This is a genomic window from Saccharibacillus sp. O23 (assembly GCF_002205895.1).
GTDB lineage: Bacteria > Bacillota > Bacilli > Paenibacillales > Paenibacillaceae > Saccharibacillus.
In genome coordinates, this window is record NZ_NJDE01000001.1 from 120,435 (window position 1) to 136,853 (window position 16,419).

Annotated in this window: 18 protein-coding genes; all 18 read right to left on the reverse strand. The window is 54.0% G+C overall.

Going from position 1 to position 16,419, the window contains the following annotated elements:
* Positions 1-478 precede the first annotated feature (478 nt).
* Positions 479-1,432, reverse strand: a complete 954-nt coding sequence (locus CDO73_RS00515; RefSeq protein WP_088486527.1) for an MsnO8 family LLM class oxidoreductase — start codon at positions 1,430-1,432, stop codon at positions 479-481.
* A gap of 270 nt (positions 1,433-1,702) precedes the next feature.
* Positions 1,703-3,109, reverse strand: coding sequence for a deoxyguanosinetriphosphate triphosphohydrolase family protein (locus CDO73_RS00520; RefSeq protein WP_088486528.1), 1,407 nt, complete (start codon positions 3,107-3,109; stop codon positions 1,703-1,705).
* A 274-nt stretch (positions 3,110-3,383) separates the two neighbouring features.
* Positions 3,384-3,863, reverse strand: coding sequence for a hypothetical protein (locus CDO73_RS00525; RefSeq protein WP_088486703.1), 480 nt, complete (start codon positions 3,861-3,863; stop codon positions 3,384-3,386).
* 234 nt (positions 3,864-4,097) lie between these two features.
* The gene (locus CDO73_RS00530; RefSeq protein WP_088486529.1) at positions 4,098-5,180 is read right to left on the reverse strand and encodes a peptidoglycan recognition protein family protein; all 1,083 of its coding nucleotides are present in this window, start codon (positions 5,178-5,180) and stop codon (positions 4,098-4,100) included.
* Positions 5,181-5,201: 21 nt separating this feature from the next.
* Positions 5,202-5,705 carry a phage holin family protein gene (locus tag CDO73_RS00535; protein ID WP_088486530.1) on the reverse strand — a complete coding sequence of 168 codons (504 nt, stop codon included), beginning with the start codon at positions 5,703-5,705 and terminating at the stop codon, positions 5,202-5,204.
* Positions 5,706-5,791: 86 nt separating this feature from the next.
* Positions 5,792-5,923, reverse strand: a complete 132-nt coding sequence (locus CDO73_RS27040; protein WP_256972497.1) for a CD1375 family protein — start codon at positions 5,921-5,923, stop codon at positions 5,792-5,794.
* A gap of 56 nt (positions 5,924-5,979) precedes the next feature.
* Positions 5,980-6,345 carry a hypothetical protein gene (locus tag CDO73_RS00540; protein WP_088486531.1) on the reverse strand — a complete coding sequence of 122 codons (366 nt, stop codon included), beginning with the start codon at positions 6,343-6,345 and terminating at the stop codon, positions 5,980-5,982.
* A 14-nt stretch (positions 6,346-6,359) separates the two neighbouring features.
* Positions 6,360-7,907 (reverse strand): hypothetical protein, encoded by a 1,548-nt coding sequence (locus CDO73_RS00545; protein WP_088486532.1) that lies wholly within the window; start codon positions 7,905-7,907, stop codon positions 6,360-6,362.
* Positions 7,907-8,542, reverse strand: a complete 636-nt coding sequence (locus CDO73_RS00550) for a putative phage tail protein (RefSeq protein ID WP_088486533.1) — start codon at positions 8,540-8,542, stop codon at positions 7,907-7,909. The genes CDO73_RS00545 and CDO73_RS00550 overlap by 1 nt, the downstream gene beginning before the upstream one ends.
* Complete coding sequence (locus CDO73_RS00555) at positions 8,535-9,674, reverse strand: baseplate J/gp47 family protein (protein ID WP_088486534.1); 1,140 nt, start codon at positions 9,672-9,674, stop codon at positions 8,535-8,537. Before CDO73_RS00555 ends, CDO73_RS00550 begins: the two co-directional genes overlap by 8 nt.
* The gene (locus CDO73_RS00560) at positions 9,671-10,135 is read right to left on the reverse strand and encodes a DUF2634 domain-containing protein (RefSeq protein ID WP_088486535.1); all 465 of its coding nucleotides are present in this window, start codon (positions 10,133-10,135) and stop codon (positions 9,671-9,673) included. Before CDO73_RS00560 ends, CDO73_RS00555 begins: the two co-directional genes overlap by 4 nt.
* Positions 10,128-10,523, reverse strand: coding sequence for a hypothetical protein (locus CDO73_RS00565; RefSeq protein WP_373446891.1), 396 nt, complete (start codon positions 10,521-10,523; stop codon positions 10,128-10,130). The genes CDO73_RS00560 and CDO73_RS00565 overlap by 8 nt, the downstream gene beginning before the upstream one ends.
* Complete coding sequence (locus CDO73_RS00570) at positions 10,513-11,496, reverse strand: XkdQ/YqbQ family protein (protein WP_088486536.1); 984 nt, start codon at positions 11,494-11,496, stop codon at positions 10,513-10,515. The genes CDO73_RS00565 and CDO73_RS00570 overlap by 11 nt, the downstream gene beginning before the upstream one ends.
* Positions 11,493-12,134, reverse strand: coding sequence for a LysM peptidoglycan-binding domain-containing protein (locus CDO73_RS00575; protein ID WP_088486537.1), 642 nt, complete (start codon positions 12,132-12,134; stop codon positions 11,493-11,495). Before CDO73_RS00575 ends, CDO73_RS00570 begins: the two co-directional genes overlap by 4 nt.
* Positions 12,135-12,151: 17 nt before the next feature.
* Positions 12,152-13,663: a hypothetical protein gene (locus tag CDO73_RS00580; RefSeq protein ID WP_143536039.1), complete on the reverse strand. Its 1,512-nt coding sequence runs from the start codon at positions 13,661-13,663 to the stop codon at positions 12,152-12,154.
* 176 nt (positions 13,664-13,839) lie between these two features.
* Positions 13,840-14,274: a phage tail assembly chaperone gene (locus CDO73_RS00585; protein ID WP_088486539.1), complete on the reverse strand. Its 435-nt coding sequence runs from the start codon at positions 14,272-14,274 to the stop codon at positions 13,840-13,842.
* A 123-nt stretch (positions 14,275-14,397) separates the two neighbouring features.
* Positions 14,398-14,805, reverse strand: a complete 408-nt coding sequence (locus CDO73_RS00590; protein ID WP_088486540.1) for a phage tail tube protein — start codon at positions 14,803-14,805, stop codon at positions 14,398-14,400.
* Between the two features lie 143 nt (positions 14,806-14,948).
* Positions 14,949-16,418, reverse strand: a complete 1,470-nt coding sequence (locus tag CDO73_RS00595) for a phage tail sheath family protein (protein WP_088486541.1) — start codon at positions 16,416-16,418, stop codon at positions 14,949-14,951.
* Position 16,419 lies beyond the last annotated feature (1 nt).

Below are 16,419 nucleotides of genomic sequence, written 5' to 3' on the forward strand. Positions count from 1 at the left end.
GGAACACGGATTCGTTAGAACGCCGTTTCAACCGTTCTCCGACCGCTAACGGAACCTCGATTCGTTAGCGGCGCGAAAAAGGCCGAAAACCGTAAAAAAATCGCTGTTTTCCCGTTTAAGCCTCAGCTCGTTCCGTTAGAAATCCAGCGCTTCCCAAAACCTCTTCTAAGCGTCGCCTCGTTCCGTTAGAATCTCAAGGCAGACACCGGCTTGTTCATAGATCGCATGGAACAGACCCGCTCTGTCAACGTCTTCTCGATCGGCGGCGCATTTTTCCGAGTTCTTTTCCGATAACAAAACAAAAAGCCTGAAGCCAACGAAAAATCTTCGTTCGCTTCAAGCTTCGAGTCGTGCCAACAACTTGCGCTTTGCGCAGTCGCGCATGCGATCTTATTCGTCCGCACGATAAAACCGACTCGCGAGATCGCTTACGGGATCGTGCTCGTCCCGGTGCCGCTGATTCCGCGGAACCGTGTGATCAGGAATCGATCAGCCCCGCCGCAAGCGCCGTCAGGCGATACGACTCCAACCGCTCCTCGTACCCGATCGCCGGACAAACGAGCATGATCTCGTCGGCTTGATACAGAGCGCGAAGCTCCAACAGCCGCTCGCGCACGCGCTGCACGTCGCCGACGATCAGCGACAGCCGGTCGTCGTCGCCTTTCAGCTCCGAACGGCCGACCGGCGATTCCGGGAACTGCGCCCGGAATCTTTCGGCCAACGTGAGAGCCGCGCTGTCGCTGGCCGCGCAGATCACGTGCACCGCGACCATGACTTTCGCCTGTTCGCGCGTCTCGGAAGGCTGATAGGCTTCGCGGTAAGACTGCACGATCTCCGGTCCGTCGCTCGTGCTCATGAACTGCCCGAACGCGTAATAGGCCCCGCAGGAAGCGGCCAACCCCGCGCTCTTGGTATTGGTCCCGAGCATCCACAGCTCGGGCGGCTGCACAGGGTTCGGCCGGGCGCGCACCGGCTCGCCGTCGTAGCGGTAAGCGCCGCTCATCAGCTGGCAGAGCTGCTCCACTTTCTCCGGCATCTCGCCCACATGCGCGAGGAAATTCCCGCTCAGCGCCATCGTCGTATGCGCGTCGCCGCCCGGCGCGCGGCCGATCCCGAGATCGATCCGGCCCGGATACAAGGCCGCCAACATGTTGAAGCACTCCGCGACCTTAAGCGGACTATAGTGCGGCAGCAGCACCGCGCCCGCGCCGATGCGAATCCGGCTCGTACGCGCCCCTATATGCGCCAGCATCACTTCCGGCGCGGTGCAGGCCAGACTGTCCATGCCGTGGTGCTCCGACAGCCAATACCGTTCGTATCCCCATTCTTCCGCAAGCGTCGCCAGCCTTGCCGACTGGCTCAACGCTTCTTCGTCCGAAGCGCCGCCGAGCCTCGGCGACATATCCAGAATGCCCAACGTCAATTTGTCCATGTTGCCTTACCCCTTCCTTGACGTCCGAATTTCTTCGGTCCGCCGCCCGATCCGCCATCCTCGGCCGATTCGGCCGCGAAGTCGTTCGAAGCCGGCCCGGCGCTCCTAGGCCGTGCACGCGACCTTAACGACTTGCATCTTTAGCCGCCTTTTCGCCCTCTACTCTGCTGCGTCAGTGCCTCTTGACGTGCCCCGCATGCCTCCGGGAACCTTCGTCGTCGAGAACGAAATTCGTCTGCATCCGCTTCGTTCGCAATTCGCGCACGCGCCTTAGTCGATGTCGTAGATGGAGCCGACCTTCAGGCCGTACAGCTCGTTATAGATTTTCTCCGCATACATGTCGGTCATGCCCGCGATGTAGTCGATCACCATGCGTTCCCAAGTCCATACCGGCGTCTCCTGCCGCTGATCGCGTTCAAAGCGGTGAATCCAGTCGCCGGGAATGATCGAAACGGCCGTTTTGGGATCGACGAACGCGTCCCACAGCCGCCGGATGATCCATTCGCTGCGTTTTTGCAGACGCTGCACGCGCAGGTCGCGAATCATGGTGACCCACGCGAAGCTTTTCAGCACGCTCACCGTCCGCAGCATATCGTCGTTTTCCGCGCCGTCTTTGACGAACGTTACTTTTTTCCAATTGCCGTCGTCGATCACGCCCAAGCTGCTTACGAAATGATTGACCCAATACGCTTTCACTTCGCGGCGCGTCCGGGAGAAATCGCGGTCGCACACCGGCCATTTCATGTTCCAGACTCTCAGGTAATCGTCCAACACTTCGCTGACCTTCATGCTGATCGATTCGCGGTCCACGCCCTGCCACACCCGGTCTTCCAGCGTTTGAATTTTCTCCAGAATCAGCCGGTGCGTGCCTTCGTCGTGCATAAAATGCTCGTGGACTTCGATCTTGCCCGCTTTGATCCCGTCTTCGAGATCGTGCGCGGAATACGCGATGTCGTCGCACAGATCCATCAACTGCGCTTCCAGCGTCGTTTTGCGTTCCGGAATGCGCCATTCTTTGCGGATCTCCGAGATGTAGTTCCATTCGTTCCTGTACATGCCTTTTTTATTTTCAAGCCCGGAGAACGGATATTTGTTAATCCCCAGAAGAACCGCGTCCGACAGATTCAGCCCGTCGAGATTCTCCCGCTTCTCCAGAAACATCATTAACCGAAAATTATGGGCGTTGCCCTCGAAATGTTCGTACCGGTAGCGCATTTCGCTGCGTTTCTCGCGTTTTTGCTCGGCCGATTCTTTTTTGCCGCGAAGCGCTTTGCGGGTGCGTTCTTCGATCAGCTTCTCCAGAATGTCGGCCAGCACTTCCTCGCCTTTGTGCCCGAACGGCGGATGGCCGAAGTCGTGCGCGATCGACGCGCATTCCACGACTTCCGGATTCAGCACCAGCCCCGGATGGTCGGCGCGTTCCAGCGTGATCTCGGGATATTGGAACACGAGATTCTTGGCCGCCTGCCGCGCGATCTGCGCCACTTCCAGCGAGTGCGTCAGCCGCGTGCGGTAATAATCGCCCGTTCCCGCGCCGAATACCTGCGATTTGCCCTGCAGGCGGCGGAAGGTCGGGGAGTGGATCAACCTCGAATAGTCGCGCTCGAACGCGGACCGCGAAGCTTCGTGCTTGTCTTCGGCATACTGCCGGTGTTCTCTTTTATTCGTCAAACTCATATCGGTCCCAGTCCGTCCTCTCTGTCAGATGAATCAGTTGGAGTCGATTATACCCGTTTTCCCTGTCGTGTCAAAGACTTCGGGCGTCCGCTTTCCATTATACCAGAGAACGGGGCGGTAACCGGGGAACGGTTGTACGGCTGCGCAGAAAAAGAACTCGAACCGCCGAACGCCCGCGCAGCCGAATCCGTCTCTGCCGATCAGGACGGCTGCGGGTTTGCGCGGATTCCGCGGTTCGAGTTTTTTGGGGGAATGTTGCGGGGTTATGGTTCGCTTATCCGTTCAAGCAATAGGTCCGCACCGCAGGCAGCAGCGTGACGATCAAGATCAGCAACCCGAGCGCCGTATAACCCAGATGTACGGCGGCGACGGCGTTCATCATGTACGTCTGCACCATGATCCAGATGATCTGTCCGAAGCCGACATAGAGCGATAGCGCCCAGACCGGATGAAGTTCGCCGCGATACGGATTGACGGCTTCCGCGATCGGCCAATTCGGTTGACGCCGGAGCGCGTAAGCGACCAGCAGCGGCAAGACGCCGAAGACCAACAGGAGCAGAATGCCGGGGATCAGATAACTCGGGAAAAAGGTCCGTTCGAGAATCGAAAGCGGCATGCCCATCTTCTCCCCGCTCGGATCGGCGATCAGCATGACGCCGCCTCCGATCGCGCCGAGGCCGAGGATCATATGGAGCACGATCAAGACGAAAACGGCAGGCGAGATGCGGCGGCGGACGGTTTGAGATTGCGGCATTCGGCTTACCGCTTGAGAGGGATTCGTATTTCGCATATCCGGTTCCTCCTTCAAGATTTGTTTGCGTTAAAAGCATACGGTATGGGCTTACCGTAACGGAAACGGGCATCGAGACGCACGGACATGAGTCACAGCCGGATCTATAAAACACAAAAAAGCCTCGCCGAACTTCCGGAGTCGGAAATTCGGCGAGGCGGGGATTCGAAGCGTTCGCAAACGACGATGCACGGATGGTCATACTGATTCGGACGAAACCGGCGGCGACGCAGAAATCAGTCCAGAGGCAGACCGCAGACGGTTCGCCCGCTCATGCGCGGCGTCCGCCGCTTTCGTATCGCCGACTGCTTTGGCGCGATACCAAGCGGGCGACAGCCAGCGGAAGATCAGCTCCTGCGCGTTCAACTTGTGCAGCTTGATAGCCGCAGGCAGCTTGCGCCCCGCATCGTCGACACCTGCCGCGGAACGCAAATTGACGGCAAGGCGGTGAAAATGGTCCGCTTCCGGCTGCTGACCCGCCGCTTTGGCCGCCGCCCAAGCGGGGCGCACGTACTCGGCAACCAGCGCCAGCGCAAGATCGGCCGGCAGCGGGACGAAGTCGGGCTGCGCTGGTTGTGACGGTTGCCCCGACGACGAGGGCGGCGTGGTTGCGGAGCTTGCTGAGCCGGTTGCGGTGCCGGGCGAAACAGGCGAGCCTCCCGGCGGCGCAGCTTGAGGTGGCTTGACCGGGGAAGACGGCTGACCGGGCGACGACGACGAAGACCTGCCGAGTTCGGCCGAGACGTCCGCGATCAGATCCTTAAGCGTTCGCCCGCCGGCCTTGAGCGCGTTGTCGCAGTCGATCTTGCGCGCGGGGTCCAGCTGTTTATGGCTCGGGATAAAGAGATGCGGCGATTTGTTCCACTTGGCGCAGCAGTAGGCGAGATACCAGACAAACTTTTGATAAGCCGCTTCGAAATCGATGCCGCCCCCGTAACACAGTTCCACGCCCAATGCCGCATCGTTGGCGTTATAACCGAAACGTTCGTTGTCGGTCGTCACGTTGTAGAGCACATGCCAAGCTTTCTCCGCCGCGTCCGGCCCGGTTCCGGTCGGGATGATCTCCAAGATCCTTCGGTCGTCAATAAACGTATGCGCCGACGCAGACCGTCCAGTGAGCGTATTGAAATAGCGATAATGATTCTCTGCGTCCGCGCCCGGATTCCCCGTATCGTGCGCGACAAAAAAAACCGGCGCTCCGGTGGTTAACCGGAGGCCGGGCCTGGTGTTGGAGCGCTTGGCGATGTAGCAGCGCTCGATGGGGTATTTGCTTAGATTCAATGTTCTGCCTCCTCCGGCCGTTTAAGCCGTTTTGTTGTCTTCGGTCTCCGGAACTTTGGCCGCGACTTCTTCGGCTTTTTCCGCTTTTACCGACTCGGGCTGCTCTTCGGATATCAACTGCGGGTTTTCTGTCGGGCCGGACTTCGATTCGAAAATATGCACCGCGTTCCGTAAAATGTCCGGCATCGGCACGCCCATCTTACCCATGTTCTCGATGACGGACAGCAACTCGTTAGCCAGATAAAAAAAGACGACCGCATCCCTGAACATATGCAGATTTCCCAACCCTTTGTCGACCAAATGCGCGATGCCGACGACCGCAAAGATGGCGACCTTCCGAACGATGCCGACGAATCCTACTCGGCTGCGAAGTTCGCCCCGATACCATGCCGCCGCCAAGCCTGTCAACCAGTCCACCACGACCAGCGCCAAAAGCAAATTAAGCAGCATATTCCACCCTCCAAATAAGAGGCCCAGCGCGGCCCCGATCGCCGCAGCCGCCCCCTTGATTATTTGCTCCCCCATCCTCTATATCTCCCGTCAAATAAAATGAGCCCTCGGATGGTTCCGAGGGCGTGGCATAAAAATAGCCGCCCCGATCTGGGGGCGGCTTACTTTTCGGCGAAGAATCCTACGCCTGCTTCTTCCAATTGTTCCTTAACCTGCGGCTTCAACGACTCTGGCACAGCCTTGTATTCCAGCTTGCCTATGATAATACGATTCGCGAGCATCACAGCCAACATATCTCGTTCACCTCCTCTCGTAATCTGCATAATCAGCCAGAGTAGAGCGCGGGTAATTATTCATAAACGTGCATCACGATCTCCGTGATTACGTCTTCTTGCATTTCTTGTCCCGTTTCGAGCGCAGCAGCCTGCGCCGTCAGTGTGTCGATTTGGCGTTGAATCTTTGAAAGTTGTGTTTCCTCTGTTTCTGGGCTCGCCACGTAATCATAATATAATTCCGGTTTGTCTTCGCTGCTCTCGCTCGGAAGCTTGACCATCAGCATCGAAGAAAACCCGTCCCGCGTTTCTGGTTCAGGGATTTCCTCAATCATGAACCCGTTCGGTTCCGATTCTTCCAGCCCTTCAAACGGATTCATGTATTGGTTGAAAATTTTAGCCCGACCGTTAATCGGCTCTCCATAAGTCAAATAAATACTCAAAATTCCCCTCTCCCTTATCCGTAGAATATATCAGCAGAAGCGTAACAATAGGTCGAATTTCCGTTACCCGCCTGTTTACGCACGAACGAAAGTTTCAGTGTATTGTTTTTGTTCAGCGAGCTTATTACGGTATCCGCCTTCCCGTTTTGGTCATAGACGGCCGTAGCGAGTCCGGTAGCAAAGTTCAACGCAACGCTTATAAGGCTCCCGTTCTGGGATGTGGAGTAGGGATGGGCGATTGTTATTGTGGTCGTATTATCCGAAATCCGTAAATCCGTTTGCGTAGGATCATAAGAAAGGGAAAAGCTGCCTTCGCCGTTAATATGCCGGTACGCAAATGATACGATATGGGATTGTAACCCGCCCGGGAAGGTCGCAATTACAAGTTCTGTCCCGGCGACCGTACCCAAATACGTGGATTGTTCTACCCGCACCCTACCGGCACGGCTACGGATAATTCTGTTCACTCCGGCTGCTAATTCATCGCCGGTTGGAATCCCGTCGCCGTCCGCGTCCGCAACTGTCCCACCTTGTCCAATGATCGCGCTGCGAACTTTTGTCTTAGTATCATTGGATAATTGAAAAAGCAAACGACTGTCCACGTCATTGTTCCACGACTGCAAATTAGCCCCGTAGTGGAGCGCAGCCTGCGAAAAGAACTTGTCGCCGGATGTTGTACTAGAAGACACCCCTAACCGAACTCGCAGCCCTGTGACGCCGCTTCCGAGTATGACCGTGACATATTTTCTGTGCAAACCCGCATCTGCGGTGGATGCTACGCTGCCGAGGACATTACCCAACTGGTCTACTAGCTCAATATACGAATACCCGGTCCCGGTTCCGGGATTATTGAAGTACACGGACGCGGTGTATTGAGCGGTTCCCGCTACGGGAATTAGGTCGGATTCCAAGTAGCGGAACGCCCCGGCTGCTGTCCCAGAAAAACGGAAGACGCCTGAGAAAGGCCCGGTATCCGCGCCGTACACCCAAGCAGCGACGCCCGAAGTATTGACTTGTCGCCACCCAGAAAAACCCATTGTCGCTCCGCCGTTTGGAAGAAGATTCGAGGGCCGGTTTGCGTCCATTTTGAGAGCCAAGTCAACTTCAGTCGCTACTCGCGCCCAGTCCTGCCAAAACGCATTACTATCCCGCTTCGATCGCGTCCACTGCCGAGCCGTCTTATCCGTCTGCACAGCACCCGTGTACAGCTCGTAAAAAATCTGATACCCGCCCGATCCCGCACGCATCGTCAGCACATACCCATTCGCAGCCGGCCAGCCTGCCGCTGCATTGCTCACTTTAAACATGCTCACCCCGTCCGGATAAGCCCGCCCCTGCGCGTCCGGCGCGGCGTTCACCAGCACCGAAGCCGCCAGATAGTTATCCGCCAACCGCAGCATATCCTGCTTCCCTTCCGTCAGCCGTTTCACCTGCTCGGCCAACTGCTCCTCCGACACCGCCCCGCTGTCGATCGCCTGAATCAGGTCCACAAAATACTGCCGATTCACGTTCTCGTTTCCGAGCGGGATCGGCAGGTTCAAATTCGTCGTTTTTTCCGGCATTATTTCCAGACCTCCAGTTCGTTCCAAGTATGATGAAGCGCGTCGAATTGATCCCATGTCAGCTTCTTGCTGTCGAGTTCGTCCCAACGCAGATACGTAAACGCGTATTCGACCGCCAGATGCGCCGGCTTGATGTTCTCGATCGCCGCTTTCAGATCGTCCAGATTCGGCGGCAGGCCGCGCGTTCCGACGAACGTGATCGTGAACGCCCACTCTTGCGGCCGGAACTCCACGTCGATCTCGCCCTGCTCATACGCCGCCGCCACGTTCCGAACCATTTTGCCGGAAAAGACGCCGCCGCCGCGCAGCTTCGATTCTACGACGGAACGCCGCTGCTCGATCGGTTTGGACGAATCGACGGCGATATCCAGCTCACGCTCCCAGATCTCCAGCCCCCAAGTCGCCGTACGCACGAAAAACTGATCCAACGTCTCATTCAGCGCCGTGTAAAGCAGGTCCATTTCCTGCCCTTTGGTTTCGGCATCCGAGCGCATGATCCGCGACGTCTCGTAATAACCCGGCAGATACGAAAAAAGCTCCTGTCCTTTGGGAGAACGAGGAAGCTCTTCGTCGTACACGGCAGCCAACGTCGAAGCGACGTCGGCCTTTTTCTGCCCTTCCAATCCGTTAGGCATGAACCGTCACCGTCCCCAGCACCGCCACCTGATGCGCCTTCATCTCGATGTTCCGATCGCTGGACCCGTTTACTTTCAGGTCGACATAGTCGATCAGAGGCGGAATATCGAGCAGGATCGCCGCGATGCGCGTATAACGAACGAGCGGGTCGCGAAAAGCCAACTGCTTGAGATAAGACGTTACGCCTTCCTCGATCTGCCTTTTCACGTCCGCCGTAGTCGCACCGCTGGCAAGCGTCGGCGTCACTTCAATGTTGATCGCGACTTCCTCGGCGGGCATCACGGTCACGATCGGGCCGGCCGGAGCCGCGCCTTCGCCCTGTCCGTCCCGCGTCGGGTCGATGACCTGCTGCACCGCCGAGACGATCGAAGCGCTTGCGGCGCGTTTGTCGTTGTCGAGCAGGTAGATGCCTACCGTGCCGGGGCCTTTCCAGAGTGGAATGACGCGGCTCGCGCCGACGCCCGGCACTTCGCCCGCCCACTGCATGTACTGCGCTTTGTTGCCGCTGGTGCCTTGATTGCGGACTTTGGCATAGAAGCGTTCCAGCAGCGACATGTCGCTCTCGATGTCCGTGCCGCCTTCCAACTCTTGGGCGTTGGTCAAAGACTTGATCCCATTTAGAGGAGTAGAAAGAACATTAATTGCTCCAGCAGGAACGTTGGAGGCTTTCCCTGCTTCTAATGCTTGAATGGGAACGCTCCCTTTTCCATTCGAATCCAGCGTTAGCGCAGTGCTCGTTACGTATTCAAGAGCAGCTTCTGTGATCATCTCGTCCGTTTGAGTCGATACTACTGTCCCTGCCGGGACCGTCTTACCTGCAACGCCCTCGAGACTAATTGAACCTGTTGCGTAGGTTGCTTGACGACGAACGATTCCGTGTTCGCTGGCGCGTAAATCCAACTCTTCTGACCGAAAATTCGGATCGTCGCTAGCCGCCGTGCTTGCAAACCCGCGTCGCAATAGATCTTTGGCCCATAAAACTGTTTCGGCCAACATAAACGCTGTAGGGGCCTGCATATCCCAAGCCAGAGATCCTTCTGACTTATCCAAATGCTCAGGCAATCGATCTAACATGCGCTGCATAATTGCCTGTTCGGTTTGATCTTGCAAATAGTCTGGCAAACTGCTCATATCCTCACCTCGCTTTGCAGAATTTGATGCTCGTGATATACATTGATAATCCTGCACGTAAATGTACATTTGTCTCCGTTCCAAACAAAAGCGAATTGATCTACGTCGGCTGTTCTAAGATCTACCATAAGCGCTTCTTTGACCATTCTTGAAACTTCGCTCTCAATCAGGCTCTTGGCATAAGAAGAACCAACCAATTCATCCAGTTCATGACCGTAGTTTCTAGAATAAATGATGTGATGATAACGAGGCGTTTTGATCGCCTTTTGACACCACTGCATCCATGCCTGAGTCTCGCTGCATACTGCAGCTTTTCCAGTTGAAGATATAACGAACTCTCCGGAATCGAAGTCGTATAGCCAACTCTGTCCGAAAAAGACTTCGTTCTGCTTAGCTTCAAAAAAATCTTCCGCATTCGGCAAATTCCTAACTGCTCTGCCTACCGGAAATAAACTATCCATCAATGGTCACCACCTTACAAATAACCACGACTTCATTACCGCCGAGAATCCGAATAGCAAGAACACGATCTCCTGCTTTTAAAGCGTTCGCCAACTGCCAATTTGCTTCTTCGATCTCTGTATTTTCGAATTCAAATCCTTGCGGTTCCGAATCTTCTGATGAAGAACTTAAGACTTTCGCTTTCTCTTTTCTAGCAGGAAGTGTAAGCCTGCCGGGAAGTTCAGCTACCAAATAATCTTTAAGTTCGTACTTAAAGTCGTCTAATTTCAGTCCCGACGAAGTGATCGTGCCTAAAACGCCTCCTACTCCGCCAACCGCTTGTTGGGTCTTGTTATTCATAAATGCATGCACGACATCCACCAACTCGGCGTAAGGATCAGTAGCCAATATAAAACCTCCTTTTGACAAAATCGCTAGATGCCAACTCGAGATTTAAGACGCCGGGTTCTCCCAATTGTCTACTCAGCGATACGACAATCAATTTCATGCCCAGCAAATGAACAGCATCGCCGGCACGTATTGTATTAATGTCCGGAAGCGTTACAGTAAATGATTGCTGAATTCCGTTTAAGTAGCTGGCAGCGAGTTTTTTCGCAGCTGAGCTCGTTTTGGTTTTTTCGTCCTGAACTAATTTTTGAAGGGTCCCAAGTTCTTCCGTATACTTCGATAACACGGCAAGCACATGTGATGCCTCATCGCCAACTGGTTCTGAGGGCGACAAGACCTTCACTCTAGTTACGGCCCCTTCTAAAGTGCGGTTTTGATTTAAATTAATAAAATCGCTCAATTCGTGTACGGTTTCATTGCTACCGATCTTGTAAAGCTGCAAGCCGTTATTCGTCATTCTAGGATGATACATATCGCCGCCTGCTTTTACTGTTTCATACAAATCCGATGCGATCATCGAATATAAGGTTCTTGCTCGATAAACAGACTTACCTAACTTTTCGCCGGTATCGGAGAGATCGGGATCAAGTACGATATTCCAATCCTTCGCATATTTTCTTAAGCGTTGAGTGGCCGACTGTCCTTTAGGAAATAAATATTCATCTTCGGATTTGCTCAAATAAATCGTTCTATCGTACACGGTCAAAGAGATATTTCTGTTTCCGCTTCCTTGACTATCAACCTCCCAAATGACACCTGGATGCAGCAGAGGAGCCAATTTGCTTTTTTGATAGGGGATTCCGCTGATCCTAACTTCCATGCCTGGAGAAAAACTGGGCAATTTTGAATCCGACTCACGAATCAAGGTAATATTGGCATGGTAAGCAATTTGACTCAAAGAATCGTTTAAAGCGATTTTTTCGACCAATCCCGTAACATCGTGTTCGTTTTCCACAATGACTTTGTAATTCACGGCATCACCAGCTTTTGACCCAGTTTAATTTTATTGGGATCCACGCCTATTAGCTTTTTATTCAACGCAAAGATCTCCGTCCATTTCGAACTGTCGCCAAGTTCCGTCTTTGAAATTTTAAACAATGAGTCTCCAGGTTTTACAACATAAACTTTCTGCTTATCTTTTGCATCTTCTCGCGATTTTGCCCCAACCGTTTTGGAGTTTGTATTCTGCAAAGTTTTTAAGGCTCTCCATTCACGAAAAGCAACCTCAAAAAAGAGGTCTTCAGGCTCTCCTCCTTTATAGGTTGTGTGATGCGAAGAAACGGAGACCAGTTGATTGATTCCTGTTCCCGTAACGATTAAACGGACAGGCTTTTTTAGCAGCATAAGTTCGTTTATCAAATTCGTCGCCTTTTCCGGCTTGAGCAATTCGCTCTCGGTACATGTGCAGTAAGAAGGATCAAACCTAGCAGGAAAAAAAGACGAAAATGAAAATTGCTTAATTCTAGGACCTTGCGGAAGATCAAACTCTCCATTGTTTAATATGGTCAACGTTTCATACCCTTTTTCTCTTGCGATATTGAATGATTCCGGATTAACTGGAAATTGAAACTTTTGTCCGCCACTATGAATAAGAACAACGTTTTGACTCATGGTATCCCTCCTCTCGATCAATAAGCTTCGGCACGAGCCGGTTTTCCGCTTCCTCCGGCTGCGCGTTTGAATTGGCTAGTGATTTGCTTGGTTATCTTTTTAGCGCTTTCTTCGCTGAGCTCTCGTTTTGAATCTGAAACCTGAATAGATCCCGCTGCGAAATTGACTTGCATTGGAGCATTTTTATAGGGAGGCATCGGGCTTAAAGCGCTAGTGGCTTGCTGTGTGATAAATGATCTTAACTTGTTTTTTTCTTCTTTTTCTTTGGGATCAGGAGGCTTCGGCCCTAATATTTTGTTAAATAACCAACCTGTAAATCTTTTGGATATATCATGTTTTTCCATGAAAGAGTCGACGCCCATCGATGCGCCGAAGCCTGCTACAGGAGCGACTACAGCTCCTCCCGGTATAGCTGCAGTACCTGCGGTTACAGCTGCCATTGTTCCTTTAGAAGCCACCTCGTCCATTACCATTGCAACCGTATTCTCCGCAAATTCCCTTGAATCTTTAGAACTCGCAAGTTCTTCGAATTTCGAAGCATAGTCCAGCCATTTGACCGTGCGACCAAACCACTTCTTTACAGTTGTCCAATTGATCGTGCTGGCGAAGGTCTTAGCATCGCTAACTACAAGATCCATAAATCCCATGGCTTTGTTTCCCCAGGGAGTGGAATTCAGCTTACCCTTGGCCAACGCAAAACCATGCTTAATTTTTCCACCAAGAAAATCCATCGTGCTTTTAAAATAATTAGGACTGGCCCCCGCATGAGAATAAGATTGCATAAATTTCTCAGCAAATTCGCTTATTTTGTCTGCATGATCTCTAAAGTCAAAAATAGGTTCTGTCACTGATTTAATACTCTCAGTGATCTCGCTGCTTTTCTTAAAAACACCATCGACCTTATCCATCCCTGTTGTCATCGTCCAGTTGTAACCCTTACTCAGACCGGTTTTGATCGAAGAAAAAGTGCTTTTAGCTAAACGCTTGCCATCCTCGTACACACCGCTTACCCATACAGATGCTTGATCTTTAGCTTTGACTAGATTTTTTTCAGTCTTGTCATAAAAATCGGACGACCACGTTTTAACATTTGTAATGCTTTGCTCTATTGCATCTTTAGCGCTCTCGTAAGCATCATGGATGGCTACGCCTCCACTCTGAATGCTTTGATCAAGCTGTCCGGAAAGGTCATCATACTTCTCTTTAAATCCGTTTTCTAACTCTTTCCATTTTTTTTGGCTGCTATCTACCACTCCGCCGAAATAGGTTTGGATTCCATTCGAAGCTTGTTCGACTTTATCCGAGGAAGACTCGTAAAGATTTGAAAACCAATCTTTAGAATGTTGTATGGCTTGGTCAAATTTGGATTCAAAAGAATTAGATGCGCCTTTTTCGACTTGAGCATACTTTGAACTTTTTATTGATGCCGATTTCCCTTTAACTATCGAACTTTTATCCGTAGATTTATTCAAGTAGTCACTTAGACGCTTAGAATATGGATCTGAGAGAAAAGCTTTGGTTGTACTCATATCATTCCTCTCTTTCATTTATGACTGCTGACTCTTCATTAACAATTCCATTTCCTGTTCAACAAACGCCAGCAGCATCAATCGCTCCCCGCGCGGCAGCTTCCAGAACTCTCCGGGACGGAGATGATGGCGTACCCACATGTGGTACATCATCGTCGTCACCCCGCCGGAGCGGATCAGTTTTTTACGTCAGCCAGCTCCACGCCGAAGCCGGACAGTTCGAGTACCTTGTCGCCGACCGCGTCGAGTTCGCCCGCGAGCAGCATCCGGCGCACCGCCTGCTCGCCGCCCGAGAGCTTCAGACGGCTCGTGATGCGCGGGTCGCCCCAACCGTTCAATTCCAGCCCTTTGACTTCGAGCTTCGCCGTTGCTTCGGAGATCAGCAGCGCGTTGAACGTCTCGCTGTCGACTTTCTCTTCGGTACGGCCTTTGACCGTCTTGCGCACCATGCAGCGTTCGCGGATGCTGTCCACTTTGCTGGATGTCAGACCGCGCAGCGTCATTCGCAGATCGAGGCGGCGGATCGCCACCGTTTCTTCGGGCAGTTTGTCGGCCGCTTCGAACAGGACGTCCAAGATTTGTTCTTCGGACAGGTTTTCGTTGATGCTCATGCGAGTATTCCTCCTAAGAATGAGTAAGATGGGTCGTACGCGAAAAAGGCCGCGAAACGCGCTTGCGCGCCGCAGCCTTACGGTTTGCCGTTTTCGTTAAAAAGACGCGGGTGCGGCTGGAGATCAGTTGGCTTTGATCGGGTCCAGCAGCTCGTAACCTTCGAACGTGAACGTGGTTTCTTCCGCGACTTCTTCGCCGGCCGACCAGTTCGCGAGCTGAATCTTGTCGGGCATGCAGCGGATCAGTCGCACGCGTTCGTGACCGTAAGAATCCGGGTCGTCGAGCTTGGAGATGATATCGAATTTCTGGAAGCCGCGGCGGATCATGTCCGACGTGACTTTGTAGCCGCTCATCGTGCCCGTGCCTTTTTTGGCGCCGTTCTTATGCACTTTCCAGTCCGTGCCGGTCAGGTTCAGCTCGCGTTTCTCGATCTCCACGCTGGCTTCAAGCTTATTGATATGCGTTTGCCACACTCCGTCGATGTGCAGTTGTCCGTAGGTGCCGAGAATGACTTTCGAAGCATCCAACATAGATTTGTTCCTCCTTGGAATCCGTAATAGGGTTAATGACCTGCTGTTAGTTAGAGCTACCACTGTAAAAAAGGTCCTGAAAAGACGCGCCCGATGCTCACGGTTTCGTTAACCGGTCAGCCGGTCGCGCCGCATCCGATTGCTTATTGCACGTAAAAAGTACCGAACAGCTGCTCCATCACGTCGGACAGTTTGACGTTCCATTGCAGGAAGACCTGATCCGCTTCCGGCTTCACGACCGGCGCGTCGCCGTAGTAAGCCGGGTCCAAGATGACGTCGAAACCGTCCGCTTCGATCACGCCGCTCTGCGCGAGCAGCGCCAGATATTCTTTCATCGCGCCGATCAGCGCCAGACGGCCTTCTTCGGTATTGTTGACTTTGCCGATATAAGCGTCTTCCGCCGTACGCTGAAGGTCGCTGCGGATCGCGTCCATGACGCGTACGGAACGGATCTTCTTCCAGGCGTTATTCTGACCCGCGCCCGGCGTCGTCAGGCTGTTGATGCCGCGCAGCGTCTTGACCTGACGTCCGTCGTGAAACAGAAGGAACACGCCGTTCTTCATCGCCGTTTCCTGCTCGGATCGGTTCCAGCGGCGGGTCACGTCGTCGAACGGAGCCGCGTGGTACGTCGTCGATTCGTTCAAACGCTGTCCGGCGATAAGGCCCGCCACATAAGCGCCGGTCTGAGCCGAGCTGTACGAGACGCCGCCCAGCTTCACCCCGGTTCCGACGTTGACGATGCCTTCATGGTTCAGCGAAGCCGAACGGGCCGATGCCGTCGAAGGAGCGGCGATCGCGGTATCTTCCGCCGACGAGCCCCCGACGACCAGCGTGACGCCGCGACCTTCGCCGCGCAGGCGTTTGACGAATGCCGCGAAGCTCTGAAGCAGCGCCGAATCCGCCGCGAAATCCAGCGCCAGCACGTCGAAATCCGCGCCTTCCAGCGCGGCTTGCGCCGCGATGTAATCGGCATTGGCCAGACCGCCGCTTCCGCTGGCGCCGCCGGCGAATGCCGCTCCCGACACTTGCGACGGCACGGCTGCCGGAACGGTCGCTTCCGCTTTGATCCAGATATTGTCCGCATCTTCGTTGATCGCCGCCGCCAGAGCGCCGGCGCTGCCGTCTTCGGCCGCGAAGACGCGAAGCAGTTTGCTGCCTTCGTAGAAACGCAGCTCGCGCGCGTTTTCGTTCGATACGCTCGGCTGCACCGATACGCGGAATCCGTTGCCCCGGCTGCCGGTATACAGAGCGGTCAGACGAAGCGCCTCGCTCTCGCCGGATTTCAGCGCCAGCACGGCCGCTGCCGACGTATCGTCCGCGACGCGGTAAGCAAGCAGCTTTTTCGGGCCGCCGAGCAGCGCCAAGTACAGCGAATCGTAAGCGGTCGCGCCGTTTGCTCCTTCGCCTGCTCTTTCATTGGAGAAGATGCGCCCGATCGCGGCTTCGCTGCCGATCTCGACGAACTGCCGTTCCGGTCCCCAGTTGCTTTTGACCAGTACCGCGACCGTGCCGCGGCTGCCCGGCTGGATCGCCGAAGCCGCTGCCGCCTGAAAATTCATATACAGTCCGGGAAGGACCGGTTTCTCCGCCTTGCTCCATGTTCCGCCTGCCATA